Source organism: Cellulomonas sp. (genome assembly GCF_036279715.1).
GTDB lineage: Bacteria > Actinomycetota > Actinomycetes > Actinomycetales > Cellulomonadaceae > Cellulomonas_A.
Genome location: NZ_DASUIR010000012.1, coordinates 1 through 25,260, shown reverse-complemented (window position 1 = coordinate 25,260; position 25,260 = coordinate 1). Strand labels below are relative to the sequence as shown.

29 protein-coding genes and 1 riboswitch are annotated in these 25,260 nt (G+C 72.2%); of the genes, 8 read left to right on the top strand and 21 right to left on the bottom strand.

All coding sequences use genetic code 11. The annotated features are described in order from the left end of the window. The coding region (locus VFW79_RS01185) for a hypothetical protein (RefSeq protein ID WP_329675488.1) at positions 1–390 on the bottom strand (390 nt) is incomplete at its 3' end. Between the two features lie 137 nt (positions 391–527). Here VFW79_RS01185 and VFW79_RS01180 point away from each other — a divergent pair. Both VFW79_RS01180 and VFW79_RS01175 read left to right on the top strand, forming a co-directional pair. Further along, positions 528–1,025: an OsmC family protein gene (locus tag VFW79_RS01180; protein WP_329675487.1), complete on the top strand. Its 498-nt coding sequence runs from the start codon at positions 528–530 to the stop codon at positions 1,023–1,025. Beyond that, positions 1,025–1,792, top strand: coding sequence for a hypothetical protein (locus VFW79_RS01175; protein ID WP_329675486.1), 768 nt, complete (start codon positions 1,025–1,027; stop codon positions 1,790–1,792). Before VFW79_RS01180 ends, VFW79_RS01175 begins: the two co-directional genes overlap by 1 nt. Before the next feature lie 36 nt (positions 1,793–1,828). Here VFW79_RS01175 and VFW79_RS01170 read toward each other — a convergent pair whose 3' ends face one another. Next, a complete protein-coding gene (locus tag VFW79_RS01170) occupies positions 1,829–2,815 on the bottom strand; it encodes an aldo/keto reductase (RefSeq protein WP_329675485.1) in 987 nt (328 codons plus the stop codon). Positions 2,816–3,042: 227 nt separating this feature from the next. Between VFW79_RS01170 and ddaH the strand changes: the two genes are divergently transcribed. Next, positions 3,043–3,888, top strand: a complete 846-nt coding sequence (gene ddaH / locus VFW79_RS01165; RefSeq protein WP_329675484.1) for a dimethylargininase — start codon at positions 3,043–3,045, stop codon at positions 3,886–3,888. A 27-nt stretch (positions 3,889–3,915) separates the two neighbouring features. Continuing rightward, positions 3,916–5,103 (top strand): ornithine--oxo-acid transaminase, encoded by a 1,188-nt coding sequence (gene rocD, locus VFW79_RS01160; protein WP_329675483.1) that lies wholly within the window; start codon positions 3,916–3,918, stop codon positions 5,101–5,103. A gap of 11 nt (positions 5,104–5,114) precedes the next feature. Here the strand turns inward: rocD and VFW79_RS01155 are convergent, their stop codons facing one another. Further along, on the bottom strand, positions 5,115–6,353 hold the full coding sequence (locus VFW79_RS01155; RefSeq protein WP_329675482.1) for a hypothetical protein: 1,239 nt from the start codon (positions 6,351–6,353) through the stop codon (positions 5,115–5,117). A 213-nt stretch (positions 6,354–6,566) separates the two neighbouring features. Between VFW79_RS01155 and VFW79_RS01150 the strand changes: the two genes are divergently transcribed. Continuing rightward, positions 6,567–7,055: an Lrp/AsnC family transcriptional regulator gene (locus tag VFW79_RS01150; RefSeq protein ID WP_329675481.1), complete on the top strand. Its 489-nt coding sequence runs from the start codon at positions 6,567–6,569 to the stop codon at positions 7,053–7,055. 62 nt (positions 7,056–7,117) lie between these two features. On the opposite strand, the gene VFW79_RS01145 is transcribed toward VFW79_RS01150, so the two are convergent. The 4 genes from VFW79_RS01145 to VFW79_RS01130 all read right to left on the bottom strand — a co-directional run bounded on the left by VFW79_RS01145 (position 7,118) and on the right by VFW79_RS01130 (position 10,634). Further along, the gene (locus tag VFW79_RS01145; RefSeq protein WP_329675480.1) at positions 7,118–8,068 is read right to left on the bottom strand and encodes a universal stress protein; all 951 of its coding nucleotides are present in this window, start codon (positions 8,066–8,068) and stop codon (positions 7,118–7,120) included. 130 nt (positions 8,069–8,198) lie between these two features. Further along, the gene (locus VFW79_RS01140; RefSeq protein WP_329675492.1) at positions 8,199–8,699 is read right to left on the bottom strand and encodes an HNH endonuclease; all 501 of its coding nucleotides are present in this window, start codon (positions 8,697–8,699) and stop codon (positions 8,199–8,201) included. A gap of 151 nt (positions 8,700–8,850) precedes the next feature. Beyond that, on the bottom strand, positions 8,851–9,609 hold the full coding sequence (locus VFW79_RS01135) for a C40 family peptidase (RefSeq protein ID WP_329675479.1): 759 nt from the start codon (positions 9,607–9,609) through the stop codon (positions 8,851–8,853). Positions 9,610–9,611: 2 nt separating this feature from the next. Next, positions 9,612–9,807: riboswitch (cyclic di-AMP (ydaO/yuaA leader) on the bottom strand. A gap of 125 nt (positions 9,808–9,932) precedes the next feature. Next, on the bottom strand, positions 9,933–10,634 hold the full coding sequence (locus VFW79_RS01130; RefSeq protein ID WP_329675478.1) for a metal-dependent transcriptional regulator: 702 nt from the start codon (positions 10,632–10,634) through the stop codon (positions 9,933–9,935). A gap of 73 nt (positions 10,635–10,707) precedes the next feature. Here VFW79_RS01130 and serC point away from each other — a divergent pair, with 73 nt between their 5' ends. Further along, complete coding sequence (serC, locus tag VFW79_RS01125; RefSeq protein ID WP_329675491.1) at positions 10,708–11,823, top strand: phosphoserine transaminase; 1,116 nt, start codon at positions 10,708–10,710, stop codon at positions 11,821–11,823. 116 nt (positions 11,824–11,939) lie between these two features. On the opposite strand, the gene VFW79_RS01120 is transcribed toward serC, so the two are convergent. From VFW79_RS01120 to VFW79_RS01105, 4 genes are all read right to left on the bottom strand, one after another. Then, complete coding sequence (locus tag VFW79_RS01120) at positions 11,940–12,272, bottom strand: hypothetical protein (RefSeq protein WP_329675477.1); 333 nt, start codon at positions 12,270–12,272, stop codon at positions 11,940–11,942. A gap of 112 nt (positions 12,273–12,384) precedes the next feature. After that, entirely contained in the window at positions 12,385–14,142 is a 1,758-nt protein-coding gene (locus VFW79_RS01115; protein WP_329675476.1) for a DUF4012 domain-containing protein, read from the bottom strand. A 58-nt stretch (positions 14,143–14,200) separates the two neighbouring features. Further along, positions 14,201–15,559 (bottom strand): MFS transporter, encoded by a 1,359-nt coding sequence (locus tag VFW79_RS01110; protein ID WP_329675475.1) that lies wholly within the window; start codon positions 15,557–15,559, stop codon positions 14,201–14,203. Beyond that, complete coding sequence (locus tag VFW79_RS01105; RefSeq protein ID WP_329675474.1) at positions 15,556–16,050, bottom strand: MarR family transcriptional regulator; 495 nt, start codon at positions 16,048–16,050, stop codon at positions 15,556–15,558. The genes VFW79_RS01110 and VFW79_RS01105 overlap by 4 nt, the downstream gene beginning before the upstream one ends. Before the next feature lie 138 nt (positions 16,051–16,188). On the opposite strand from VFW79_RS01105, the gene VFW79_RS01100 reads away from it, so the two are divergent. Beyond that, positions 16,189–16,629: a VanZ family protein gene (locus tag VFW79_RS01100; protein ID WP_329675473.1), complete on the top strand. Its 441-nt coding sequence runs from the start codon at positions 16,189–16,191 to the stop codon at positions 16,627–16,629. Between the two features lie 24 nt (positions 16,630–16,653). On the opposite strand, the gene VFW79_RS01095 is transcribed toward VFW79_RS01100, so the two are convergent. Then, a complete protein-coding gene (locus VFW79_RS01095) occupies positions 16,654–17,979 on the bottom strand; it encodes a UDP-glucose/GDP-mannose dehydrogenase family protein (protein WP_329675472.1) in 1,326 nt (441 codons plus the stop codon). Positions 17,980–18,048: 69 nt separating this feature from the next. Here VFW79_RS01095 and VFW79_RS01090 point away from each other — a divergent pair, with 69 nt between their 5' ends. Beyond that, on the top strand, positions 18,049–18,492 hold the full coding sequence (locus VFW79_RS01090) for a VanZ family protein (protein ID WP_329675471.1): 444 nt from the start codon (positions 18,049–18,051) through the stop codon (positions 18,490–18,492). A 76-nt stretch (positions 18,493–18,568) separates the two neighbouring features. Here VFW79_RS01090 and VFW79_RS01085 read toward each other — a convergent pair whose 3' ends face one another. The 9 genes from VFW79_RS01085 to VFW79_RS01045 all read right to left on the bottom strand — a co-directional run. Then, positions 18,569–20,056, bottom strand: a complete 1,488-nt coding sequence (locus VFW79_RS01085) for an NCS2 family permease (protein WP_329675470.1) — start codon at positions 20,054–20,056, stop codon at positions 18,569–18,571. A gap of 76 nt (positions 20,057–20,132) precedes the next feature. After that, on the bottom strand, positions 20,133–20,996 hold the full coding sequence (locus VFW79_RS01080) for a CAP domain-containing protein (protein ID WP_329675469.1): 864 nt from the start codon (positions 20,994–20,996) through the stop codon (positions 20,133–20,135). A gap of 80 nt (positions 20,997–21,076) precedes the next feature. Further along, the gene (locus tag VFW79_RS01075; protein WP_329675468.1) at positions 21,077–21,565 is read right to left on the bottom strand and encodes a hypothetical protein; all 489 of its coding nucleotides are present in this window, start codon (positions 21,563–21,565) and stop codon (positions 21,077–21,079) included. After that, positions 21,562–21,924, bottom strand: a complete 363-nt coding sequence (locus VFW79_RS01070) for a response regulator (RefSeq protein WP_329675467.1) — start codon at positions 21,922–21,924, stop codon at positions 21,562–21,564. The genes VFW79_RS01075 and VFW79_RS01070 overlap by 4 nt, the downstream gene beginning before the upstream one ends. Before the next feature lie 11 nt (positions 21,925–21,935). Then, positions 21,936–22,385: a chemotaxis protein CheX gene (locus VFW79_RS01065; RefSeq protein WP_329675466.1), complete on the bottom strand. Its 450-nt coding sequence runs from the start codon at positions 22,383–22,385 to the stop codon at positions 21,936–21,938. Continuing rightward, positions 22,382–22,765, bottom strand: coding sequence for a response regulator (locus tag VFW79_RS01060; protein WP_329675490.1), 384 nt, complete (start codon positions 22,763–22,765; stop codon positions 22,382–22,384). Before VFW79_RS01060 ends, VFW79_RS01065 begins: the two co-directional genes overlap by 4 nt. Next, entirely contained in the window at positions 22,765–23,676 is a 912-nt protein-coding gene (locus VFW79_RS01055) for a protein-glutamate O-methyltransferase CheR (RefSeq protein ID WP_329675465.1), read from the bottom strand. Before VFW79_RS01055 ends, VFW79_RS01060 begins: the two co-directional genes overlap by 1 nt. After that, positions 23,673–24,869, bottom strand: a complete 1,197-nt coding sequence (cheB, locus tag VFW79_RS01050; protein ID WP_329675489.1) for a chemotaxis-specific protein-glutamate methyltransferase CheB — start codon at positions 24,867–24,869, stop codon at positions 23,673–23,675. Before cheB ends, VFW79_RS01055 begins: the two co-directional genes overlap by 4 nt. Positions 24,870–25,010: 141 nt before the next feature. Continuing rightward, positions 25,011–25,260 (bottom strand): methyl-accepting chemotaxis protein (locus VFW79_RS01045; RefSeq protein ID WP_329675464.1); only part of this gene is annotated, 250 nt, incomplete at its 5' end.

Genomic DNA, 25,260 nt, shown 5'->3' with positions numbered 1-25,260 from the left:
CCGCCGCTCGGTGGTCCGCGACATCGCGACGATCGCCGCCTCGGACACGAGCGCGTCGGGCTCCACGACGAGCGGCTGCCAGTCGGTGATCTCGGCGACCGTCTTGCGCGAGAGCATGGCCCGCCCGTAGCCGAGGCGCCCGGACATCACGGCCATGAACCGGTCGCGCGTGATGAGGCCGACGGCCTCGGGGGCTGCGTAGTCGAGGACGACGACGCTCACGACGTCTGCCGGACGGAACAGCTGCTCGAGGCGCGCGACGGTCATCGTGACGTCGATGGCCTCGACGGGGTGCGCGAGGGTCCGCACGGTCGGGCTCGCGACCGCAGTGAGGCCGCGGAGCGCACCACGCGTCCCGGCGTTGAACAAGGCGATCTGGGTCGAGTCCACGTGGGCACTATCCCGACCGAAATGCCCGCTGACCAGGCATTCCATCCGACGTTCGGCCAGAGTTCATCTCGGCGTCAACCGCTGCCGACGGCCGACGATCGCGAGCCGATGCGAGGGGCCCATGGCAAGATCGCGCAATGAGCACTGAGGATGCCTCGCCCGTGGTCGAGACCCCCGCACCGGCGCTGCACATGGTCGCGTCACCCAGCTTCGACGACGACGCGCCCGCGGAGCTGTGGGTCGAGCGGACCGGCCGGCGCACGTACACCGGGCGCAGCTCGCGCGGCGCCGAGGTTCTGATCGGCCCGGTCACGGCCGGCGCGGTGTTCACGCCCGGTGAGCTGCTGAAGATCGCCCTGGCCGGGTGCGCCGGGATGAGCGCGGACACGGCACTCGCGCACCGGCTCGGCGACGACGTGCCGGTGACCATCCGCGTGTCAGGGCCGAGCGACCCGGAGCAGGACCGCTACCCAGAGCTGCGCGAGGAGCTCGTCGTCGACCTGTCGGGTCTCGACGAGTCGCAGCGCGAACGGCTCGTCGCGATCGTCCACCGCGCCGTCGACCTGCACTGCACGGTCGGGCGAACGCTCCAGCACGGAGCGAGCACCCTCCTGACGATCGCTGGGGAGGACTGATGGCCCGCAAGCTGAGCCGAACGACCGACGCCGAGGCCTCCCGGTGGCAGACCGTCGACCTGAGCCGTCCGCGCGTCGGCATGCTCGAGCAGGCGCTCGAGAAGGCCGTGACCATCCCCGGCGCGAAGATCCACGAGCACGTCGACCAGCTGCGGCGGCGCAACCCCTACGCGACGCCCGACCAGCTCGTCACCATCCTCGAGCGCGAGTACCTGCGCGTGATCCAGGGAGCGGGCGCTGCGGTCGGCGCGGCCGCGGCGGCACCCGCCGTCGGGACCGGGTTCGCCCTCGCGCTGACGGTGAGCGACGTCGCGACGTTCTTCGGGGCGTCGGCGGCCTTCTCGCTCGGGGTCGCGAGCGTCCACGGGATCGACGTGCAGGACGTGCCCCGGCGCCGCGCGCTCGTGCTGGCCACGATCCTCGGCGAGGCGGGGGCGAAGGCAGTCGGCGACGCCGCCGAGATCAGCTCGGTGCACTTCGCGCGGACCCTCCTCACCCACATGCCGACGACGACGATCGCGAAGGTCAACACCACGCTGACCAAGCGGCTCATCCGTCGGCAGGCCCTGCGGCAGAGCGCGCTGGGGGTCGGGCGGCTCGCACCGTTCGGGATCGGTGCGGTCATCGGCGTCGCCGGTGCGCGGGCGCTCGGCAAGACGGTCATCGAGGGCGCCCGGCTCGCGTTCGGTCCGGCGCCCGCGCGGTTCCCCCAGATCATCGAGGTCGTCGCGCCAGAAGCTCCGCCGCGCGTCGAGGGTCGCTCCTAGGCCGAGAGCGGTCGCTCCCGGCCGCGAACCTGCTCGTCACCAGCGGGCGTGCACGTGCTCCCGGATCGACTCGTCGTACACGGCCTCGAGGCCGGCCAGGGTCGCCGCGTCGAGCGGCGCGAGGTCGGCTGCCCCAGCGTTGGCGCGGGCCTGCTCGGGCCGGCTGGCGCCGGGGATGACCGTGGAGACGCCCGGCTGGTCGATGATCCAGCGCAGCGCGAGCTGGGCCGTCGTCGCGCCCGCGGGCGTGAAGGCCGCGACCTCGCGCGCCGCCCGGACCCCGACCTCGTACGGGACGCCCGCGAACGTCTCGCCGACGTCGAACGCCTCGCCGTGCCGGTTGTAGGTGCGGTGGTCGTCCGCGGCGAACGTCGTGGCCTCGTCGTACCTGCCGGTGAGGAGACCGCTCGCGAGCGGGACGCGCGCGATGATCCCGACCCCGGCGGCCACGGCGGCGGGCAGGACGCGCTCGAGGGGCTTGCGCCGGAACACGTTGAGGATGATCTGGACGCTCGCCACGTGCGGGCGCGCGATGGCAGCGAGCGCCTCGTCGACGGTCTCGACCGAGACGCCGTACGCGGCGATGCGGCCCTCGTCCACGAGGACGTCGAGCGCCTCGTAGGTCGAGTCGCGGCCGAACACCTCGGTGGGCGGGCAGTGCAGCTGCACGAGGTCGAGGGTGTCGACGCCGAGGTTGGTGCGCGAGCGGTCCGTCCAGGCGCGGAAGTTGTCGAGCGTGTACGCATCAGCCACGTGCGGGTCGGCGCGGCGGCCCAGCTTCGTGCCGACCGTGATCGCATGCCCGGAGCGCGAGGCGAGGAAGCGCCCGACGAACTTCTCGCTGCGACCGTCGCCGTACACGTCGGCGGTGTCGAGGAACGTCACTCCGGCGTCGACCGCGGCACCGAGGATCGCGAGCGCGGCGTCGTCGCCGACCGTTCCCCAGTCGCCGCCGAGCTGCCAGCAGCCCTGCCCGATGACGGACACCGCGCGGCCCGTCCTGCCCAGCACTCGTGTCTCCATGACCCTCACGTTACCGTGGCGAGCCTGGACGTCCCGATCCCGGGCCCGCGCGGTCCTCGAGGTGGCCCGCGCAACGAATCGTCGTCGTCAGGCCTGATCGCGCAACGAATCGCGCCCCGCGGCACGCCGCAGCGAGTCCATGCTTCGCGCCCCCGCCTCGTACCCTCAAGGGGAGACCCGTCCTGCAGCCGACGACCGCGCCGCTGCCACCCTCCCCCAGGAGCCACATGCCCATCCGCAGCATGCCCACCGCCCCGGGCGCCACGCCCCGCCACTACCTCATGTGCGAGCCGGTGCACTACACGGTGTCGTACGAGATCAACCCGTGGATGGACTCGACGCGGGCGACCGACACGGACCTCGCCGTCCGCCAGTGGCGCACGCTCCGGGACGTCTACCTCGACCTCGGCCACACCGTCGAGACCATCGAGCCGCTCGGCGGGTACCCCGACATGGTCTACGCCGCCAACGGCGCCCTCGTGGTCGACGGCATCGTGTACTCCGCCAAGTTCCGCCACCCCGAGCGCGCTGCCGAGGGTCCCGCGTACCAGAAGTGGTTCGCCGACCGCGGGTACGTGACGCACACGGCCGCGCAGGTCAACGAGGGCGAGGGCGACATCCTCGTCGTCGGCGACGTCATCCTCGCGGGGACCGGGTTCCGCACGGACCGCGCCGCGCACGCCGAGATGCAGGACCTCTTCGGCCGCGCCGTCATCTCCCTCGAGCTCGTCGACCCGCACTACTACCACCTCGACACCGCGCTCGCGGTGCTCTCGAGCGACCCCGCGTCACCGCAGATCGCGTACTACCCGCCGGCGTTCTCGCGCAGCTCGCAGTCCGTGCTCGCGCGCATGTTCCCCGACGCCGTCATCGCGACCGACCGGGACGCGGCCGCCCTCGGCCTCAACGCGGTCAGCGACGGGCTCAACGTCGTCGTCGCCCCCGGCGCCGTCGACCTCGCCCCCGCGATCCGCGAGCGCGGCTACACCCCGATCCCCGTCGACACGAGCGAGCTGCTCAAGGGCGGCGGCGGCGCGAAGTGCTGCACGCTCGAGATCCGTCCCACCCCGTGACGACGGCCTGAACCTGAGGACCTGGACATGACCGGATCGCTCGCCCCCAACTACGCCCCGCTCCCTGTCACGATCGTGTGGGGCGAGGGCGCCTGGGTGCGGGACGCGGACGGCGTCGCGTACCTCGACATGCTCGCGGGGTACTCGGCGCTCAACTTCGGTCACCGCCACCCGGCCCTCGTCGCCGCGGCGCATGCGCAGCTCGACCGGCTCACGCTGACGTCACGCGCGTTCAGCCACGACCTGCTCGAGCCGTTCGCGGACGCGCTCGCCGCGCTGGCGGCACCGGCCGTCGTGGGGCCCCCGATGGTCCTGCCCATGAACACCGGGGCTGAGGCCGTCGAGACGGCACTCAAGGCCGCGCGCAAGTGGGGCTACGAGGTGCGCGGCGTCGCACCCGAGCAGGCGACGGTCGTCGTCGCGGCGGGCAACTTCCACGGCCGCACGACGACGATCGTGTCGTTCTCGACCGACGATGACGCCCGACGCGGGTTCGGCCCGTACACGCCCGGGTTCCGGATCGTGCCGTTCGGCGACGCCGACGCGGTCCGGGCAGCGATCGACGAGACCACGGTGGCGGTGCTCCTCGAGCCCATCCAGGGCGAGCAGGGCGTCGTCGTCCCGCCGGACGACTACTGGCCGGCCGTCCGCGTGGCATGCGACGACGCCGGCGTCCTTCTCGTGGCCGACGAGGTCCAGTCCGGGCTCGGGCGTACCGGGACGACGTTCGCGTGCGAGCTGTGGGGCGTCCGCCCCGACCTCATGGTGCTCGGCAAGGCGCTCGGCGGCGGGATCGTGCCCGTGTCGGCCGTCGTCGGGCGCGCGGACGTGCTCAGCGTGCTCACGCCGGGGACGCACGGCTCGACGTTCGGCGGCAACCCGCTCGCGTGCGCGGTCGGGCTCGCGGTCGTCGAGCTGCTCGCGACGGGCGAGCACCAGGCCCGGGCCCGCGAGCTCGGCGCACACCTGCACACGCGGCTGCACACGCTCACCGAGGCGGGGCTCATCGCCCGCTCCCGCGGCGTCGGGCTGTGGGCGGGCATCGACGTGGACCCTGAGCGGATGACCGGACGCGAGCTGTGCGAACGGCTGCTCAAGCACGGCGTGCTGGCCAAGGACACCCACGGGTCGACGATCCGGCTGGCCCCGCCGCTCGTCATGGAGCGCGCGGACCTCGACCTCGCGCTCGACCGGCTGGCCGTCGCGCTCGTCTGAACGCTCGGGGATCAGCCGAACTGGATCGACGTGTACAGCCAGCCGTCATAGGTGACTGCGCCGACATACGCGGTCGAATAGCTGCCGAGCATGATCGCATTGTGCGCGGGCGAGTTCGCATACGCGTTGATCATTGCCGAGGCACTCGCGGGGCTCACGCGACCGACGATCTCGGCCATGCTGCGGACCGTGCTGTGCCAGATGCTGTTGGACGCGGCCATCTGCCGTGCGTGGTCGATGCGTGCCCCCGAGGACACGATCGCGAGGGCGCCGAGGCCCTGCGAGGCACGGTAGGCGTTGAGCTCGGCACCGATCGTGCCAGCACTGAAGACGTCACCGACGCCGGACGGGGCTGGGGCTGCGGCAGCAGGTGCCGCTGCTGCGGGTGCCGACCTGACCGTCCTGGTGGCCGCGGGCTTGGCGACCTTCTTCTGGGCGGCCAACGCCGCAGCCTGCTGGGCGGCTGCCTGCTCAGCGGCGGCCTGCGCTGCGGCCTGCTCCGCGGCGATGCGGGCGTCCTCGGCCGCCTGCCAGGCCGTCTGCGCGTCGACCGCTGCCTGCTGGGTCGCGGGGACCGCCGCAGCGGCCGCGTGCAGGGTCGCCACGCTCGTCCCGCTGCCGGTCGTGGTCATCGCAGCGCTGAGGGCATCCGTGGCCGCCTGGAGGGCGCTGCGAGGCGCGTCACCGGCGTTCGGGGTCGCCGCGAGCGTCGCCTGGGCTGCCGTGACGACCGAGCCCGCTGACGCAACCAGCGCAGCACGCTGGTTCGCCGCAGCGGCCTGAGCGGCGGCGCGGTCGGCCGATCGGACGAGGGACTGGTCGTCAGCGCGTGCGGCGACCTCGAGGGCCACCCGGGCCTTGACCCGGACGAGCTCGGCCGCGCGGGCCGAGCTCTGGACCGAGGTGACGACACCGGCGACGACGAGGGCCACGACAAGGAACGCCGACGTCGCGAGGAGGGTCAGGCGAGCGGTGCTGCGCGTCCGCGCGGTCCGGGCCGGAACCTCGACGGGTCGGGGCGCGACCTTCGGAGCGAGGTTCTCGACCGACGGCGGGGCCGACTGGGTCGGGATCGTGGGCGGCGCGAGCACCGGCGCGTCGACGACCGTGCCGGCCGCACGCGCACGGGCCAGGGCACCGCGGTGCGCGACCTCAGCGGCCGCCGGGGCGGGCTCGCGCAGCGCTGCGCGGCTCGGGCCACGCTGGGCCGGAACCGCGTCAACTCGCTCGTCGTCTCTTACCGTCGCCATGTTTCATTTCCTTTCAACGCCATGGCGACGATCCCCGAGAAAATCAGCATCTGCAAGGGACCGGGGTGGGGATTGTCCGATTCATGCCCGGATGCACGATAATCAGTTCGGCAATGGCGGCGTGTCGGGAATACCGGCGATTCCGTATTCATGCCGACACCGCAGGGCAAATCGCCCACGCCGCCCAGGGCGCCCGTGCGCCATCATGGGAGCGTGCCGTCAGCGACCCTCCCCCACCCGGATCCGCTCGATCCCCTCGACACGGCGATCCTGCGGGAGCTCGCCGTCGACGCGCGCGCGAGCTATGCGGACGTGGGCGCTGCCGTCTCGCTCTCGGCGCCCGCGGTCAAGCGCCGCGTGGACCGGCTCCGCGCGCACGGCGTCATCCGCGGCTTCACCGTGCGGCTCGACCCGGCCGCGCTCGGCTGGGAGACCGAGGCGTTCGTCGAGCTCTACTGCCACGGCTCGACGAGCCCGTCGACCATGCGCGCGGCCGTCGAGACGTATCCAGAGGTCGTGGCGGCCAGCACCGTGACGGGCGACGTCGACCTGGTGCTGCAGGTGCGCGCGCGGGACATGCGTCACCTCGAACGTGTCGTCGAGCGACTCGCGGCCGAGCCGTTCGTCGCGCGGACGCGCTCGACGGTCGTGCTCTCGGCCTTGCTTCGCCGGCCCGACGTCCCGGCGGCCCCTGCGGACTGAACCCGCCCGCGGCCCCGCGTCGCGCTCTCTGGCCCGCGCGACGGCGACGCCCGGTGACGGGGCTACGCGGTCGGCGCTGCCTCGTCGCGAGGCTTGCAGCGGTTCGTCACGACCATGACCGGGCACGACGCGTGGTGCAGGACGGCCTGGCTCGTCGAGCCCAGCAGCAGCCCGGCGAAGCCCCCTCGACCGCGCGACCCGACGATGATGAGGTCCGTCGCGGTGGAGAACTCGGTGAGCAGCTCGGCGCCCGAGCCGTCGAGCACGTGCCGCCGCACCGAGAACCCGGGGTGGTCCACGAGCGCCCGGTCGATCACGACGTTGAGGCCCTCGGTGACGTCCGCGAGCACCTGCTCGCGGTCGATCGCCGCGGGAAGCCAGCTGAGCATCCCGGCACCCTGCCCGAGCGGCACCCCGGTGACGGCGATGAGCTCGGCATCCCAGGCCTTGGCCTCGACGATCGCGGCCCGCAGGGCGATCTCCGCCTGCGGTGAGCCGTCGACGCCGACGACGATGCGGTGGACCGGCGAGATCGGCGGCAGCGAGTCCTCGGCCATGTCGGGTGCCGGGCGCGGTGCACCCCGGAGCGGCACGACGACCGTCGGGCAGTACGCGTGCGCCGGCAGGGCCGACGAGACCGTCCCGAGCACCCGGTCCGCGAAGCCTCCGCGACCCCGGGTCCCCACGACCACGACCGCGACCTCGTGCGACAGCTCGACGAGCACACCCGTGGCATCGCCCGTGGCGACCGTCGCGGTGACCTCGACCCCGGAGGACGCGATCCGCTGCGTCGCCTCGTCGAGGACAGCGCGCGCACCGGCCTGGATCGCGGTGTCGTCGAGGGCCGCGTAGCCACCGTCGAGCGATGCCGCGGTGAACGAGGGCAGGGAGTACGAGCAGACGATCCGCAGGGACCGGTGGTGCACCTTGGCGGCAGCCGCTGCCCAGTCGAGCGCGTGGAGGCTCGCGATCGAGCCGTCCACCCCGACCAGCACCACGTTGTCGTTCCTCATCGGTGGAACCTCCCCGCAGTCCTCATCGCCTGTGCGCTCACACTATGCCCTCGCCGCATCGTCGCACGTCATAGACCCGGTCAAACCTTGGCACGCGCTTGGCGCAACCCCCCGTTGCGCAACGAGCCCGTCACGCGACGAGGTACGCCGACCAGGTCGGCTCGTCCACGCTGGCGCCGCGCACGAGCGCAGCGGCCCCGCGAGGGGCTCGCGGCGCGAACGACAGCTCCCACCCGATCTCCTGGAGCAGCCGATCGGCCTTCCGGTGGTTGCACCGTGCGCACGCGGCCACGACGTTGGCCCACTCGTGGCGGCCACCGCGCGACCGCGGGTGGACGTGGTCGACCGTGTCGGCCGCGCCGCCGCAGTACGCGCAGCGGTGGTTGTCCCGCTGGAGCACCGTCCGGCGCGTCGGCGGCACGACCCGGCGCACCGGGACGTGCACGTACCGTGTCAGGCACAGGACGAGCGGGAGGGGGACGGCGGCGCGTTCCGAGTGCAGCATCCGGCCGTCCATCTCGAGGATGGTCGCCTTACCCGTCATGACGAGGGTGACCGCCCGGTGCACGCTCACGATGCACAGCGGCTCGAGGCTCGCGTTGAGCAGCAACGTCCGGCGCGGCACTGGCATCAGCACGGCGAACTCCTTGACCCGGTCGGAGGACCCGTCTGGCTGTCGGGTCCGCAGGGGGAGGTGCAGGCGCGACCAGAGTACGCGGTGAGCACAAGGAAAGGGCCCCGGAGGTGCTGTACGCACCGCCGAGGCCCTTCACCCGATGAGGTCAGCCGATCCGGATGAACACCGGGGCGCTCTGCCAGATGGAGCGGAACTGGATCGTCTTGCCGGGACGCGGCGAGTCGATCTGGTCGTCGCCGCCGGCGTAGATCGAGATGTGGCCGGGGCTCCAGATGAGGTCGCCCGGCTGCGCGTCGGCCCGCGAGATGACCGTGCCGGCGGCCTTGATGCCCGACGACGTGCGCGGCAGCGAGACGCCGAGCTGCGCGTAGACGTAGGAGACGAAACCGGAGCAGTCGAAGCCGGCCGGCGTCGAGCCGCCCGAGAGGTACGGGGTGCCGACGTAGCGGGCCGCGACCTCGAGGACCGCGTTGCCGGCGACCGACTGCGGGACCGGGTTGTTGTGGACCGCCGGAGCGGCGGTGCGTGCGGCGGACCGCGCGGCCTTCGCTGCGGCGACGCGCGTGACGACGGGGGCCGGGGCGACCGCGGTGACCTCCGGAGCGTCAGACGACCACTCGGCATCCGCCGGGGACGTCACGACGGGGGCGGTGGCCAGGACGGCGCGAGCCGACGCAGTCAGCGATGCGGTGTCGACCGAGGGCAGCGACCCGGCGGTACCGCCGGTGGTCGCGCCGGCCGGTGCGCCGAACATCGTGACCAGCAGGCCCGACGACGCGGCGACGACGACAGTGCGACGGCCGACCGTGCCCATCGAGCCGGTGGCGGCGTTCGCGAGGTCATGAAGCGGAGTGGTGGGTCGACGCGCTGAACGGTGTCTGGCGCGGGTGATGCTCTCGGTCACGCGGTGCCTCTCCTTGCGCCTACGAGGTGAGCTGTCGGGTTCGGGTTGGAGAAGCACCCGGCCGTTCGGATGGACTGACCATCCGCTCGGCTTCACCCCAAGGACACCGTGTTCCGGTGCCCACGTCTTGGTTCCCCCGCCCCTGCCGGCGAAGTTGTACGGACCCGGAGCGGCGGCAGGGTTCAGCGTCCGCACCAGGGCTTCGACGGAGGAGGGTTCCGAGGAAGCAGGACGAACGTACAGGACGGCGGCGCCCAATGTCACGCTCCGGTCACGACCAATCCGGTATGAGACCGGGCATACCGCTGCGACCTGCGAGGACGTCAGGACACGCGCACGAACACGTGTCGCGCGAGGTCGTCCGGAATGTCCAGGACCGTGTCTGCTCCCGGCACGCTGACGGTCACGACGCCCGGTCCACGCTCGATGTCCACGCTCACACCGGGCCGCACGCCGGCACGGTCCAGCCGTGTCAACAGCTCCACGTCGGACTGCAGCGGCTCCCCGAGTCGCGCGACGACCCCACGGGTCCCTGCGGCGCCCGCAGCGTCCGCGACAGCCACCAGCGGCGACACGCCGTCGAGGAAGGCCACCGACGTGCGCTCCTCGTCGAGCTCGTCGAGGCCGGGGATGGGGTTGCCGTACGGGTCGAAGTGCGGGTGGTCGAGCAGCGTGGCGATCCGCCGTTCGACCCGCTCGCTCATGACGTGCTCCCAGCGGCACGCCTCCTCGTGGACGAGCTCCCAGTCGAGCCCGATCACGTCCGTGAGGAGCCGCTCGGCGAGACGGTGCTTGCGCATGACGCGCGTGGCCTTCGCGACCCCCGACGCGGTGAGGTCGAGGTGCCGGTCGCCGTTCACGACGACGAGACCGTCGCGCTCCATGCGCGCGACCGTCTGGGACACGGTGGGACCGCTGTGACCGAGCCGCTCCGCGATCCGGGCGCGCAGGGGCGTGATGCCCTCTTCGATGAGCTCGTAGATCGTCTTCAGGTACATCTCGGTGGTGTCGATCAGGTCGCTCACGGGGATACTCCGCTCATCTGGTCGTCGCTGCCACCAGGCTAGACGGTCGGGGTCGTATCCTCGGCTCGTGCAGATCACCATTCCCACCACGCTGCTGCCCGTCGACGGCCGGTTCGGCTCGGGACCGAGCAAGATCCGCCCCGAGCAGGTCGACACGCTCGCAGGAGCCGGTCGCGCGCTGCTGGGGACCTCGCACCGCCAGGCGCCCGTGCGGGCCGTCGTCGGACGCATCCGGGCCGGCCTGGCCGAGCTGTTCGCGCTGCCCGACGGCTATGAGGTCGCTCTCGGCAACGGCGGGTCGACGGCGTTCTGGGACCTCGCGACCCTCTGTCTTGTCCGCGAGCGGTCGCAGCACGCGTCGTTCGGGGAGTTCGGCGCCAAGTTCGCGGCTGCCGCGAAGCGCGCCCCGTTCCTCGGTGAGCCCACGATCCGGACCGCACCGCCCGGCCAGCTCGCACTGCCGGCCCCTGAGGAGGGCGTCGACGTGTACGCCTGGCCGCACAACGAGACCTCGACGGGCGTCGCCGCGCCGGTCCGCCGCGTCGCGGGCTCGCACGAGCAGGGCGCGCTGACCGTCGTCGACGCGACGTCGGCCGCCGGCGGTCTCGCGGTCGACGTGGCCCAGACCGACGTCTACTACTTCGCTCCCCAGAAGTCGTTCGCGTCCGACGGCGGCCTGTGGCTCGCGCTCCTCTCGCCCGACGCGATCGCGCGCGCCGAGCAGATCGACGCGAGCGGCCGCTGGATCCCCGAGTTCCTGTCGCTGACGACCGCCCTGGCGAACTCGCGGCTCGACCAGACGCTCAACACCCCCGCGATCGCGACCCTCGTGCTCCTCGCCGAGCAGCTCGACTGGATGCTGGACCGCGGCGGCCTCGCCTGGACCGCGCAGCGCACCGCGACCTCGGCCGCGAATCTCTACAGCTGGGCCGACGCCCGCGACTGGGCCACCCCGTTCGTCACCGACCCCGCGATCCGCTCGAACGTCGTCGGCACGATCGACCTGGCCCCCGAGGTGGAGTCCAAGAGCGTCGCGAAGATCCTGCGCGAGAACGGCATCGTCGACGTCGACCCCTACCGCAAGCTCGGCCGCAACCAGCTGCGCGTCGCGATGTTCCCCGCGGTCGACCCGGACGACGTGCTCGCGCTGACGGCGTGCATCGACTACGTGGTCGAGCGGCTGGACTGACCGACTGGTCTGGGCGCCTGACAACAGCGCCTGACAACAGCGCCCGACAACACAGCGCCCGCCGGCTTCGGCCGACGGACGCTGCGTGCTCAGGTGCTGTGTGCTCAGGTCACGCGTCAGGCGGTGTGCCTGCGCCGCGCGACGGCGATGCCACCCACGACACCCGCGCCGACCACGACGAGCCCGCCGGCGAGCCACAGGACCGGCTCCACGTTCGATCCGGTCGCCGAGAGCACCTGGGAGCGCACAACGGTGACGTTCGGCTCAGCGCCAAGCACGTCCGAACGCGGCGCTGGGGTGGGGAGCACGCACGTCACAGCCGGAGCCGCGTAGCCCGAGTCCTCGCGTACACACCCGTCCCCGTCCACTGCTGCAGCCGGCCCGGCCAGCGCGAGCAGGGCGAACATTCCGAGGCCGACCCCTGCGGCCGTGCGGAACTTCGTGTTCATGGCTGACCCTCCCCGTCAAATCGGATGTATCGGACATATCTACCGCCATGGTAGCGCCCTACCTCCCACCGTCGGCAGGTGCCGAGCGGGTGAAGACGAGCCGGCCCGGCCGTCAGGGCGCGGGGGTGCAGGACCCCCCGACGATCCCTGGGCTCGTGAGGGTCGGCGTCGTCCACACATCGAGCGTCGAGGCCCGGACCGGCAATGTGAACCGGTAGGTCGCCCGCCCCCCGGGAGCGAGCCGGGACGTCAGAATCCTCACGGCTCGGTCCCCCTCGGTCGCGGCGAGCCCGCCGACGAGGCTGTCGCCCAGGCTCAGCTCGCCGATCGAGCCGCCCACCGGGGAGTACACCGTCACATTCGTCTGGACCCAGCCCGTCGGTATCGCGCCGCTGTTGTAGCCCGTGACGTACATGGGGTACTGCGCGATGTCGGCGGGCGGGTCGTAGGCGAGGTCGAGGCGCACGACCGCCGAGCCCGGCGCGCCGTCCTTGCCGCAGGTCATCGACTCGACCGAGTACGTCGTCGTGAGGAAGTAGTCGAGCTTGCCTGCGGTGCCGTCGTTGAGGAACACGCCCGCCGCCGCGTCGTCGGTCCCCGACAGGAAGCCGGCGCTGAGCGACGTCGGTGCGAGCAGTGCCTGCTCGACGGGGTGCGCGGACCAGATCCGCAGGCGTCGTTCCTCGCCGGCCTTCGCGAGCTGCTCGACGACGCCGCGCGACTCGCCCTGCCCCCCGCCGACCGCCCGGAAGACCGTCGCCGCGACACCGGTGTAGAACTCGTCGGCGACCACCGGGTCCTGCATCGACAGGTACGAGTCGTGCAGCAGGACGCTCAGGAAGTTGTCGGCGCGCAGCTCGACACCGCCCGGCGCCGCGATCGCGCCGGTCGCGCTCAGCAGGTACTTCACGGCGACGGGGTCCGTCGCGACGACGCCGTCGACCGTCTCGCCCGTCGACCGCTGCCAGATGGCGCTGACCAGCTGGGCCGTCCGGGGGAAGTCGGGCGTGAAGACGGTGTCCTGGATCCACCGCCCGAGCCGGTCGGTGTGCACGCGCAGCTCGTCGGGCGTCAGCGGCAGGACGCTTTCCGGGGTCGAGGGGAAGGCCAGCGTCGTGCGCTGCTCGACGAGGTCGAGCGAGCCGTTCTCGGCGTGCAGGACCGCGACGGCCCCGACGATGCCGCCCGCGCTGCGGAGCTCCGCGCTGTTGAGGGAGACGAGCAGGTAGGTGCGCGGGCCGTCGGCACCGAGCATCGGCGGGAGCAGGGTGGCGACCTGGGAGGCCGCGTCGAGGGCCGCGGACGCCTTGCCCAGACCGTCCTGCACCTTGAGGACCGGGCCGGCGATGCGGCCGATCAGCCTCGAGGTGTCGATCGCGTCGACGGCGTCCCGCGCCCGGACCGTCGTGGCGTCCGCGAGCGCGAGCTTCGGGGCCGCGTCGACCAGCGGCTTGAGGTCGATCCGGCCGTCGGTCCCTCGGACCTCCTGCGCCGCGAGGACCGTGCCGAGCTGCGAGATCGCGGGCAGCGCGTCCCGGGCCACGTCGTCCACCGCGGCCGCGACCGTGCGCACCGCGGCGAGGTCGTCGCCGACGACGGGCAGGTGCTCCGCGAGTCGCCACACCGGGTCGGACGTCGCGGACCGCGCACGTGCCGCGTCGGCCTGGACGGCCGGAAGCTCGTCGGCGAGGGCCTGCGTGCGGCCCGCCTCGATGTCCGACTGCAGCCCCCCCACCACGTCGCCCACGCTGCGCAGCGCGCGCTCGGCCTGCAGCCCGCGGTAGCCCAGCCAGCCGCCCGCGACGACGACGAGCCCGAGCACGCCGGCTGACACTCCGAGCGTGATGCGGACGCGCCTGCTCCCCCTCATGGGGCGATCGTCACATACCGGGCAACGTTCGACGCACTCCGGGGCCGCGATTCACCCGTCAGGCTGCCGTCACGCGGTTCGCGGCGTCCTGCGCGCCGAGGCTCCGCGCGGCGCTGTCGCGCTCGACCACCTCGTCGTCGGGCATGAGGTTGCCATCGCCCGCGGGCGGGTAACGGACCTCGAGGTGCGGGCGGTGCACGTGGTAGTGCACCTCGACCTTCCAGCGCCGCGACGCCCAGATCGCCGCCCCCGACGCCACGAGCAGGGCAGTGACCGACCCGATGCCGACCGACCAGCGCGGACCGAACTGCTCGGCGATCCACCCCACGATGGGCGAGCCGATCGGCGTCGCGCCGAGGAAGACCATCATGTAGAGAGCCATCACGCGCCCGCGCATCGCGGGGTCGGTGTTCATCTGGATGGTCGTGTTGGCCGCCGTCATCATCGTCAACGACGCGAGCCCGACCGGGATGGACGCGACCGCGTACGACGCGAACGTCGGCATGAGCGCCATCACGCCGCTCGCGATGCCGAACGCGAACGCCGCACCGATCACGAGCCGGACGCGCGGGCGCTTGCGCCGGGCCGCCAGCAGCGCGCCGGTCAGCGAACCGATCGCGAGGACCGAGCCGAGGATGCCGTACTCCCCGGCACCCCGGCCGAACTCGACGCGCGCCATCATCGCGCTCGTGAGCTGGAAGTTGAGGCCGAACGTCGACACGACGCCGACGACGACCATGATCACGATGATGTCGGAGCGACCGCGCACGTAGCGCAGGCCCTCGCGGATCTGGCCCTTGGCGCGCGCGGCCGTCGGCATCTTCCGCATCTCGCTCTCGCGCATCTTCGTGAGCGCGAGGAGGGTCGACGCGAACGTCAGGCCGTTGATGACGAACACCCACCCGGTGCCGACGCCCGCGATGAGCAGACCCGCGAGTCCGGGGCCGATCAGCCGGGCTGCGTTGAACGACGCGCTGTTGAGGCCGACCGCGTTGGCCAGCCCCTCGGCCGGCACCATCTCGGCGACGAACGTCTGCCGCACCGGCCCGTCGATCGCCGTCACGGAGCCCAGCAGCCCCGCGAACACGAACACGTGCCAGAGCTGGGCGTGCCCGCCGAGGACGAGGATGCCGAGCGCGGTCGCGAGGATGCCCTGCGCGGTCTGCGTCGCGAGCAGGAGCTTGCGACGGTCGAGGCGGTCGGCGAGGAGCCCCGCCCACGCGGACAGGACCAGCGTCGGGCCGAACTGGAGCGCGGTCGTGACGCCCACCGCGATGCCCGAGTCGTGCGACAGGACGGTCAGGACCAGCCAGTCCTGCGCGACGCGCTGCATCCACGTGCCGATGTTGGCGACGATCGCCCCGGTGAACCAGAGCCGGTAGTTGAAGTAGCGCAGCGAGGAGAACGTCTCTCTCATGAGGCGGCGATCCCCCGCATCAGCCGGGCGGCGGCGGCCAGGGTCGCGCGCTCTCCGGGCGTCAGCCGGGCGAGCCTGCCGGTCAGCCACTCGTCACGACGTCGGACCGTCTCCTTGACCTCCCGGACGCCTGCCTCGGTGAGGCTGACGACGACCTGGCGGCCGTCCGTGGGGTGCTCGGCCTTCTGCACGAGGCCCAGCTCGACGAGCGTGTTGACCGTCCGGGTCATCGACGGCGGCTGGACGTGCTGCATCTCGGCGAGCGCCCCGGGCGTGAGCGGCCCGTTCATGTTGAGCCAGCCGAGCACCGAGTACTGGTGGTCGGGAAGGTCGGCGGACCCGCGCTCGGCGCGCAGCCTGCGGGCCGAGCGGAAGATCCCGATGCGCAGCTCGGCCGCGAGCTCCGCGGGGCGGCACTGCTTCGCGGTGGGCGGCGGGGGAGCGATGGGGGCTGCGGCACTCGTGGCAGGGCGGACGGCGAGATCGGGCATGTCCTTACTCTAACTCATTACCCTGGGTAATGAGTTGCCGACCGCAACATCCTGGCCGTGAGCCACGACTCCCTCCATCGGCACGCGGCCGACGTCGGGATTCCAGGGCGGCGCGCTCAGGGCCCTAGCGTTGCGCGCATGGAGAGGCATCGGCGAGCCCTGATCGGCTGGGCACTGGTCGCCGTGATCGTCCTCGCCGCGGTCCTGACGCTGAGCCCGCTGCCCCTGCAGGACCTGGCGTCCACGGCGATCGACCGCGTGCTCGACGTCCTCCACTCGTGGGGCGTGCCGCCGCGAGTCGACCGCCACGTCCTCGAGCTCGGCGCCAACATCGTGATGTTCGTCCCCCTCGGGCTCCTCGCCGCACTGCTCCTGCCGCGGCGCCGGTGGTGGGTCGCGCTTGTCGGCGCCCTCCTGGCATCGGTGGCCGTCGAGGCCGTGCAGTCGGCCGCGCTCCCCCACCGGTTCGGGTCGCTACGGGACGTCCTCGGCAACACGCTCGGCGCAGCGATAGGCATCGGCCTCGTGGCCGCCCGGCGGGCCGCCGAGGACAGAGCGGACCGACCGGGCGACGGCTGAGCGGGCGCTATCCCTGGTCGGGCGTCACGGCCGCCCGAGCGCCCGGTACGTCCAGCCCGCAGCGCGCCAGCGCGCCGGGTCGAGCACGTTGCGCCCGTCGAGGATGCGCCGCTCGGCGACGACCCCACCCAGCACGGCCGGGTCGAGGTCGCGGTACTCGGCCCACTCGGTCGCGAGCAGCACGACGTCGGCGCCCGTGGCGGCCTCGATCGCCGTCTCGGCGAACTTGAGGTCCGGCCACTTGGCGCGGGCGTTCTCGATCGCCTGCGGGTCTGTCACGGTCACGTGGGCGCCCTGGAGCTGCATCTGTGCGGCGACCGACAGCGCCGGGGAGTCGCGCACGTCGTCGCTGTCAGGCTTGAACGCCGCCCCGAGCACCGCGACGCGTCGACCGACGATCGAGCCGTGGCAGACCTCGCGCGCCAGGTCGACCATGCGCACCCGGCGGCGCATGTTGATCGAGTCGACCTCGCGCAGGAACGACAGCGCCTGGTCGACGCCGAGCTCCCCGGCGCGAGCCATGAACGCCCGGATGTCCTTGGGCAGGCAGCCGCCGCCGAACCCGAGGCCCGCGTTGAGGAACGTGCGACCGATCCGGTTGTCGTACCCGATGGCGTCCGCGAGACGCGTGACGTCCGCACCGGTCGCCTCGCACAGCTCGGCCATCGCGTTGATGAAGGAGATCTTGGTCGCGAGGAACGAGTTCGCGGCGACCTTGACGAGCTGGGCGGTCGCGTAGTCGGTCACGACCAGCGGCGCTCCCTCAGCGAGCGGGGTCGAGTACACGTCGTCGAGCTGGGCCTTGGCGGCGTCGCCGGCCGCCGTGGGGACGCCGTCGTCGTCGGTGGGCAGGCCGTAGACCAGGCGATCCGGGTGGAGGGTGTCCTGGACGGCGAGCCCCTCGCGGAGGAACTCCGGGTTCCACACGAGCGTCGCGCCCGTGCCGACCAGGCGCTCGGCGAGCCGCTCGGCGGTGCCGACGGGGACCGTGGACTTGCCGGCGACCACATCGCCGGGGCGCACGTGGCCGAGCAGCTGCTCGAAGGCCGCGTCGACGTACGCGAGGTCCGCGCCGAACTCCCCACGCTTCTGCGGCGTGCCGACGCAGACGAAGTGGACCAGCGCGCCCGCGACGTCGGCCATGTCCGTCGTGAAGCGCAGGCGCCCGGTGGCCATGACCTCGTCGAGCAGCTCGGGCAGCCCCGGCTCGTAGAAGGGGGCCCGGCCGGCCGCAAGCTCCGCGACCTTGACGGCATCGACATCAACGCCGACGACGTCGTGCCCCAGCTTCGCCATCGACGCAGCGTGGACCGCACCGAGGTAGCCGCAACCGATGACCGAGACGCGCATGACGACTCCCCAGGACGGACGGTGTGACCACGGCCACTGTATCGACTCCTCGCGCCCTACCCTGGCCCGATGGTGACCGACCGTCGAGCCCGGCGCGTGATCGTGTGCGCGGCGGCGCTCTACCTGCTCGGCGTCGCGCGGATGACCTTGTGGCCCGACTTCGCGAGCCCGGGCGAGCTCGACGCGGTGCGGTCGCTCGTCGCGTGGCTGACCCGGCGCGGGATCCCGGTGACCTACGACGGCGTGGAGGCCGCGGCGAACGTCGTGATGTTCGTGCCGTTCGGCGTGCTCGGGGGGCTGCTCGTGAGCCGCCAGTACCGGTCGACCGTCGTCGCCGCCGGCTGCGCCGTCTCCGCGGCCATCGAGACGAGCCAGCTGCTGTTCCTGCCGACGCGCGTCCCGACGGTGCAGGACGTCGTGCTGAACACCGCGGGCGCCGCTCTCGGCCTGCTCGGGCTCGCCGTCGTCGTCGCCGCGCGCCGGACGGGGCCGGACGCGACGAGAGTGCAGTGACGACTGCGCCCGGTGGTTCCGGGGCGGGGAGTCACTGCACTCTCGTCGGGACGCTCGTCGGGCGGGTGCCCGGGGCTCAGATGCCCAGAGCAGCCTTGATGGGGCCGAGCGTGAAGTAGAAGACGAACAGGATCGCGGCAACCCACATGAGCGGGTGGATCGCCTTGGTCTTGCCGACCGCGATCTTGATGACGACGAACGCGATGAAGCCTGCGCCGATGCCCGCGGTGATCGAGTAGGTGAACGGCATCAGGATGATCGTGAGGAACGCGGGGATCGCGACCTCGAAGTTCTTCCAGTCGATCCCGGACACCTGCATGACCATGAGGAAGCCGACGACGACGAGCGCCGGGGTGGCCGCCTCGAACGGCACGAGGTTGACCAGCGGCGACAGGAACGTCGCGAGCAGGAACGCGATGCCGGTCACGATCGACGCGAGACCAGTACGCGCGCCGTCACCGACACCCGCCGCGGACTCGATGTAGCTGGTGTTGGACGAGACGCTGCCCATGCCGCCGGCCGCCGCGGCGATCGAGTCGACGATGAGGATCTGCTGCGCGCCCTCGGGGTTGCCCTCGTCGTCGAGCAGTCCGGCCTCGCCGCCGACGGCGACCATCGTGCCCATCGTGTCGAAGAAGTCGGCGAGCATGATCGCGAACACGAGGAGCGCGACCGCGAGGACCCCGATCTTGCCGAACGCACCGAACAGCGAGAAGTGCCCGATGAGCGAGAAGTCCGGGACCGAGACGACCGACCCGGAGATGTGCGGGACGTTGAGCTCCCAGCCGGTCGGCTTGACGACGGCGCCGCCGTCCTTCATGGGGCCGACCTTGCCGACCGCCTCGACGATGAGCGCGAGGACCGTCGAGGTGAGGATCGCGATGAGGATCGCGCCCTTGACCTTGCGCACCATGAGGATGATCGCGAGGAGCAGGCCGACCACGAACACGAGGAGCGGCCAGCCCGCGAGCGACCCGCCGATGCCGAGCTCGACCGGCGTGGCCTGGCTCGCGGGGATCCGGACGAACCCGGAGTCGACGAGGCCGATGAACGCGATGAACAGGCCGATGCCGACGCTGATGGCCGTCTTGATCTCGACGGGGACGGCCTTGAAGACGGCCCGCCGGAACCCGGTGAGCACGAGGATCAGGATGATGAGGCCCTCGATCACGACGATGCCCATCGCGTCGGGCCACGTCATGCCCGGCAGGGCGGCGATCGAGTACGCGACCACGGCGTTGAGGCCGAGGCCTGCGGCGAGCGCGATCGGGAAGTTCGCGACGGCACCCATGAGGATCGTCAGGAGGCCGGCGATGAGGGCCGTCGCCGCGGCGATCATGCCGAGGTTCGGGGCGTCGCCGCCGCCGAGGAACTTGCCCGTACCGTCCTGGACGTAGCCCAGGATGATCGGGTTGAGAACGATGATGTAGCTCATCGTGAAGAAGGTCACGAGGCCGCCGCGGACCTCGGCGCCGATCGAGGACCCACGCTCGGTGATCTTGAAGTAACGGTCGACGGCGTTGCGGGGGGCCGCCGTCACCGTCCGGAGGGAGGTTGTCGCCATGGCGCGCATGATCGCAGAAACAGCACCCTTCCCACGCAGGTTGTCCACGTGGTGTGCGACGCGGTCCGCGAAGGCGTCAGCCCAGGAACACCTGGGAGCACAGCATGCCGGTCGACCCCGTGACGCAGCCGACACCGGTGGCGGCGTAGGCGCGCAGGATGTTCTCGCGATGGCCCGGTGACGCCATCCAGCCGGCCGTCATCGCCTCGGGCGTCGGGTAGCCGACGGCCAGGTTCTCGCCGATGCCACTGCCCCCGCACGCCGTGATGACCGGCTCGAGCGGGTCGTGCTCGAACCGCCCCTGCGCGACGAGGACGGCGGCTCGTGCTGCAGCCTGGGCGGTCGCGCACGGTGACGTGGCGAGCGCGGGGAGGCCGGCCTTCGCGCGCTCGGCGTTGGTGAGCGTGACGAGCCGTGCGGCGAACTGCTCGTCGGCGGTGAGGGTCGGTGCGGGGGCCGTCGTCGGTGCCGCGGCGGGCGGCGTGGCGTCCGGAGCGGTCGGCGCGGCGGCCGTCCCCGAGGTCGATGCAGCGGGCGACGACCCGAGGAGCGGAGCGGTCCGGGCAGCGGACGGCGACTCACCGACCCCGGCCGAGGCCATCGCGGAGGGCGACGGCGTCGGCCTGACCGCGGTCAGCCGCTCGCCGGAACGTGAGGCGGCGTCGGCACCGATCGTGTCGGCCGCCTCGCGAACGGCCTGGTCAGCGCCGCGAGTGGCCAGCCCGCCCAGGCCCGCGAGTCGGCTCGGCAGCCCCGCGACGACCTCGGCAGGGGTGTCGCCGCTCAGGAGGGGCGGCGCGACGGCGGCAAGCAGCGCGAGCGCGACGAACGACCCCACGATGGTGACGACGTGCCGTCGGCTCCGATGGCGCAGCGTGCCAGCACGGTAGGCACGCAGGTCACGTCGACGCAGGGACGGGCGGTTGTCGGTCGTCGGCACGCCGCCACGTTATCGGTTCGTGACCTACCGGCGGGAGACCCATGGTGCCGCGACCCGCGGGGACGAAGCCGGGACAGGTGTCAGGGCACCAGCAGCGAGAGCTGCCCGGGTCCATAGCCCGCCACGTCCATGCCGAGGTCGCAGCGACGCACGAACGTCAGGATCCACTGCGCGACGTCCGCAGGGATCGGGTCGCCCGGCGCGTAGACGGCGTCGAGCCGCACGTGCGGGGCACCCTCGACGTTGAACAGCGACGCCATGATGTTGAGGATCTCGGCCGCGTTGTCGCGGATGTTGTCCGGCAGCAATCCGTTGTTGATCGCCGCCTCGGCCGCCCGCGTGGGCAGCAGGGCGATCGCGGCGCCCATCCGGGAGGCCAGGTCGATGTCGAGCAGCACGAGCGCGGCGAGGCGCACCTGCCGGTCCACGTAGACGCCGACCATCGCACCGAAGTCGACATCGGGGTCGACCATCGTCCCGCCCGTGGTGACCTCGATGTCCCGCCCGAGCAGGTCCGCGAGCAGGTCGCGGATGTCCTTCGCGTCGGGGACGTGCGTGTCGGCGCTCATGCGAGCACCGGCTCGATCGCATCACGGAACGACTCGGCGGTGAACGGCTTGGCGATCAGGAACAGCGCGCCCGCCTCCGCGGCGGCCTCTCGCATCTCTGGGGAGCCCTCGGACGTCACGAACGCGAACGGCGTCCCGTAGCCCTCCGAGCGCATCGCGCCCAGCAGCTCGATGCCGGTCATGTTCGGCATGTTCCAGTCGGACAGCACGAGATCGGGCTCGTCGGCCTGGACGGCAGCCAGGGCCTCGACACCGTCCGCCGCCTCCCGGACGTCCCAGTCGTAACCGGCCTGGCGCAGCGTGCGGATGACGATCTGTCGCATGACACGACTGTCGTCCGCGATGAGAACTCGCAGCATGGTGATCCCTTCTACCCGAACATCCAGATGGACACGACGATGAGGTGACCTCGCCACGCGAGGTTCAGGCCCTCCATGGGCACCGCCCCGACGACGTCGGGCAGGACGTCCGCGACCATGGGGAGGCCGAGCGTGCCTGAGGTGGGCAGCAGCGCCTTGAAGTTGCCGCCGACGACGTTGACGAGCTCGCCGTACGCGTCGACGAGGTCCTCGGTGTCGACCTCCTCGTGCGGACCCAGGTGGAGCAGCGCCCGCGTGAGGTCGTGCGCCACGGGTCGCGACGTCGTCAGCGCGGCGCGGCCCGTCCAGCCGCCGTGCGCGTCGACCCATCCGACGATCGGGTCGACGATCGGCGGCACGTCGCCGAGCCACGGCTGCAGCGGGCCGACGTCGCCGTCGATCATCGCGGAGAACACCTGCTCGGCGATGGCGTACATCTGGTCCACGGCTGTGTCGCTCATACGAGCTCCTCGCTCCCGACAAGGCCGAGCAGCTCCAGCTTGTCCCGGATGCTGTCGGGGGTGAACGGCTTGATCAGGTACTCGTGGGCGCCCGCGGCAAGAGCGCGGACGATCTGCCCGGTCTCGCTCTCGGTCGTGACCATCATCAGGGTGATCTGGCGGCGGTCGGGGTTCGACCGGACGCGGGTCACGAACTCGAGTCCGTCCATGACCGGCATGTTCCAGTCGATGCAGGCCAGGTCCACCTCGAGGCCCTCGTCGAGCAGGTCGAGCGCCTCCTGGCCGTCGCCGGCCTGGTGGACCTCGAACCCGAGCGGTTCCAGCAGGGCGCCGACGATCCGGCGCATGGTGCGCGAGTCGTCGATGACGAGCGCCTTCATCATCGGTGTGCTCCTTGGCGGGGGATGATCGGGAACGCGGACGTGCCAGCCACGGGAATCGCGCCCGAGTGGACGAACGGGCTCGTCTGCGCCGGCGAGACCCGGGAGACGGGCCGGTACACGGAGCCGCGCGCGACCGGGATGCGGTCCCACGCGTCGTCGACCCCCAGCGTCGACTCCGCCGCACCGAGGATCAGGAACCCGTCGGGACGCAGCACGCGGCGGACCCGCTCGAGGATCGCCCGCTTGGTGGCGAGGTCGAAGTAGATGAGGACGTTGCGCAGGAACACCACGTCGAACGGCGCACCGGCCGGAGCGGCGTCGAGCAGGTTGTGCCGGGCGAACGTCACGGCCTTCTGGATGGCGTCGGACACCTTCCACTCGGCGCCGGCGCGCTGGAGATGACGCACGAGCATCGCCGCGGGCAGACCCCGGTTCACCTCGAGCTGCGAGTATCGGCCGGTCCGGCCGCGCTCGAGCACCTGGGTCGACAGGTCCGTGGCGAGGACCTCGACCGGCGTGCCCGGCAGGACGTCGGTGAGCGTCATGACGATCGAGTAGGCCTCCTGGCCCGTCGAGCAGGCCGCCGACCACAGGCGCAGCCGGTCGATCCTGCCGCGCTCCGCTGCGAACGCGGGGACGACGTGCGTGCGCAGGGCGTCGAACGGCGCCGAGTCACGGAACCACGAGGTCTCGTTGGTCGTGAGTGCCTCGACGACGTCCTCGTAGTCCGCCTCGCGCCGGGCCGAACGGACCCGTCGGACGTACTCGTCGACGCCGACGCCGGCCTCGCGGGCGAGCGGGGCGAGACGGCTCTCGACGAGGTACTCCTTGCCCCGGTCGAGCTGGATGGCGCTGCGGCGTCGCACCAGGTCGGCGACGAAGTCGAACGAGTCGGTCGTGAGCGTCACAGTCGCACACCGCCCGTCGACGTCGTCGGTCGCGCGGCCGCGAGCGAGCCCCGCACGAGCGCCTCCACGGTGTGCGGGACGTCGGCGATCGGCAGGACCCGATGGGCGAGGCCGGCTGAGGCGACCGCACCGGGCATGCCCCACACGACGCTGGTCGCCTCGTCCTGCACGACGACGGTGCCGCCGGCGGTCACGACGGCCTCGCAGCCCGTGCGACCGTCCGCGCCCATGCCCGTCAGGACGACTGCGAGCAGGTCGCCGCCGAGCACACCGACAGCAGAGCGGAACAGCACGTCGACCGAGGGACGGCAGAAGTTCACCGGCGGGGAGTCCGTGAGGATCGTCCGCACGCCGGCCCCGGAGCGGCGCAGCTCGAGGTGGTGGTCGCCCGGCGCGACGTACACGTGACCCGGGACCAGCTCCTCGTCCCCGGCGCACTCGACCACCGTCGAGGGACCCATCCGGTCGAGCCGGGCGGCGAGCTGGCGCGTGAACACCGGCGGCATGTGCTGGACGATCAGCACCGGCACGGGCAGCGGCGCGGACAGGCCGGCGACGAAGCGCGAGAGCGCCTCCGGACCGCCCGTCGACGAGCCGAGGATGACGGCGCGGACGGCGTGCGGTGCGGGCTCGGCCCGGAGGGCGCCGGGGAGCCGGTGCGCACCGTCGGGGACCCGGGCGAGGCCTGCCGCCCGCGGAGACACGCCGGGCAGCGTGGCCCGGACCGCGCTCCCCGGGCCCGGCTGGACGCGCGGCACCAGGGCCTTGATCTTCGGCAGGAGCTGCCCGGCGACCTGCGCGAGCGACTCCTTGAGGCTGCCCGTGTTCGAGGGCTTGGTCACGTAGTCGCTGGCCCCTGCCACGAGGGCGTCAAGGGTGGCCTCCGCGCCGCGCTCCGTCAGGGTCGAGAACATGATGATCGGCATGTGGTGACCCGCGCGCCGGAGCTCGCGGACCGCCTCGATGCCGTTCATCTCCGGCATCTCGACGTCCATCGTCACGAGGTCGGGAACGAGCTGGGCGACCTTCGTGAGCGCGAGCCGACCGTTGGCGGCCGACCCGATCACCTCGATCGCGGGGTCCTGCGAGAGCGCGTCGGTGACGAGCCGGCGCACGACGACGGAGTCGTCGACCACGAGCACGCGGATCCGACCGACGCGCGACCCGGCGTCGCCGGGCGTCGTGGTGCGCATGCTCACGTCGGGTCTCCTCTGGTGCGGTAACGGTCTGCCGTGCCTATCGGCGGCGGCGCTGCCGAGTTGAACTGAACGGCGAATGCGGGTGGACAACCTCACCCTGCAGGGCGGAGCGAGGTCGTCCTCCCGGACGCGACGTCAGTAGGTGAAGGTCTCCACGCGGGTGCGCAGGTCGGCGGAGAGGCGGGCGAGCTCGGTGACCGAGTCGCCCATCTGTCCGAGCACGTGCGCGGACGCGTCGGCGGACGTGGCGACCCCCGTGATGTTCGACGCGATCTCACTGGACCCCATCGCCGCCTCCTGCACCCCCCGACTCATCTCGTTCGTCGTCGCCGTCTGCTCCTCCACCGCACTGGCGATCGTCAGCTGATAGTCATTGATCGACGCG

Excerpts from the sequence above, each read along its gene's own strand:
- VFW79_RS01180 (WP_329675487.1), top strand. The coding sequence starts at position 528 with ATGAGCACTGAGGATGCCTCGCCCGTGGTCGAGACCCCCGCACCGGCG.
- VFW79_RS01175 (WP_329675486.1), top strand. The coding sequence starts at position 1,025 with ATGGCCCGCAAGCTGAGCCGAACGACCGACGCCGAGGCCTCCCGGTGG.
- VFW79_RS01170 (WP_329675485.1), bottom strand. The coding sequence starts at position 2,815 with ATGGAGACACGAGTGCTGGGCAGGACGGGCCGCGCGGTGTCCGTCATC.
- ddaH (WP_329675484.1), top strand. The coding sequence starts at position 3,043 with ATGCCCATCCGCAGCATGCCCACCGCCCCGGGCGCCACGCCCCGCCAC.
- rocD (WP_329675483.1), top strand. The coding sequence starts at position 3,916 with ATGACCGGATCGCTCGCCCCCAACTACGCCCCGCTCCCTGTCACGATC.
- VFW79_RS01155 (WP_329675482.1), bottom strand. The coding sequence starts at position 6,353 with ATGGCGACGGTAAGAGACGACGAGCGAGTTGACGCGGTTCCGGCCCAG.
- VFW79_RS01145 (WP_329675480.1), bottom strand. The coding sequence starts at position 8,068 with ATGAGGAACGACAACGTGGTGCTGGTCGGGGTGGACGGCTCGATCGCG.
- VFW79_RS01140 (WP_329675492.1), bottom strand. The coding sequence starts at position 8,699 with ATGCCAGTGCCGCGCCGGACGTTGCTGCTCAACGCGAGCCTCGAGCCG.
- VFW79_RS01120 (WP_329675477.1), bottom strand. The coding sequence starts at position 12,272 with ATGAACACGAAGTTCCGCACGGCCGCAGGGGTCGGCCTCGGAATGTTC.
- VFW79_RS01115 (WP_329675476.1), bottom strand. The coding sequence starts at position 14,142 with ATGAGGGGGAGCAGGCGCGTCCGCATCACGCTCGGAGTGTCAGCCGGC.
- VFW79_RS01110 (WP_329675475.1), bottom strand. The coding sequence starts at position 15,559 with ATGAGAGAGACGTTCTCCTCGCTGCGCTACTTCAACTACCGGCTCTGG.
- VFW79_RS01105 (WP_329675474.1), bottom strand. The coding sequence starts at position 16,050 with ATGCCCGATCTCGCCGTCCGCCCTGCCACGAGTGCCGCAGCCCCCATC.
- VFW79_RS01100 (WP_329675473.1), top strand. The coding sequence starts at position 16,189 with ATGGAGAGGCATCGGCGAGCCCTGATCGGCTGGGCACTGGTCGCCGTG.
- VFW79_RS01095 (WP_329675472.1), bottom strand. The coding sequence starts at position 17,979 with ATGCGCGTCTCGGTCATCGGTTGCGGCTACCTCGGTGCGGTCCACGCT.
- VFW79_RS01090 (WP_329675471.1), top strand. The coding sequence starts at position 18,049 with ATGGTGACCGACCGTCGAGCCCGGCGCGTGATCGTGTGCGCGGCGGCG.
- VFW79_RS01085 (WP_329675470.1), bottom strand. The coding sequence starts at position 20,056 with ATGGCGACAACCTCCCTCCGGACGGTGACGGCGGCCCCCCGCAACGCC.
- VFW79_RS01075 (WP_329675468.1), bottom strand. The coding sequence starts at position 21,565 with ATGAGCGCCGACACGCACGTCCCCGACGCGAAGGACATCCGCGACCTG.
- VFW79_RS01070 (WP_329675467.1), bottom strand. The coding sequence starts at position 21,924 with ATGCTGCGAGTTCTCATCGCGGACGACAGTCGTGTCATGCGACAGATC.
- VFW79_RS01065 (WP_329675466.1), bottom strand. The coding sequence starts at position 22,385 with ATGAGCGACACAGCCGTGGACCAGATGTACGCCATCGCCGAGCAGGTG.
- VFW79_RS01060 (WP_329675490.1), bottom strand. The coding sequence starts at position 22,765 with ATGAAGGCGCTCGTCATCGACGACTCGCGCACCATGCGCCGGATCGTC.
- cheB (WP_329675489.1), bottom strand. The coding sequence starts at position 24,869 with ATGCGCACCACGACGCCCGGCGACGCCGGGTCGCGCGTCGGTCGGATC.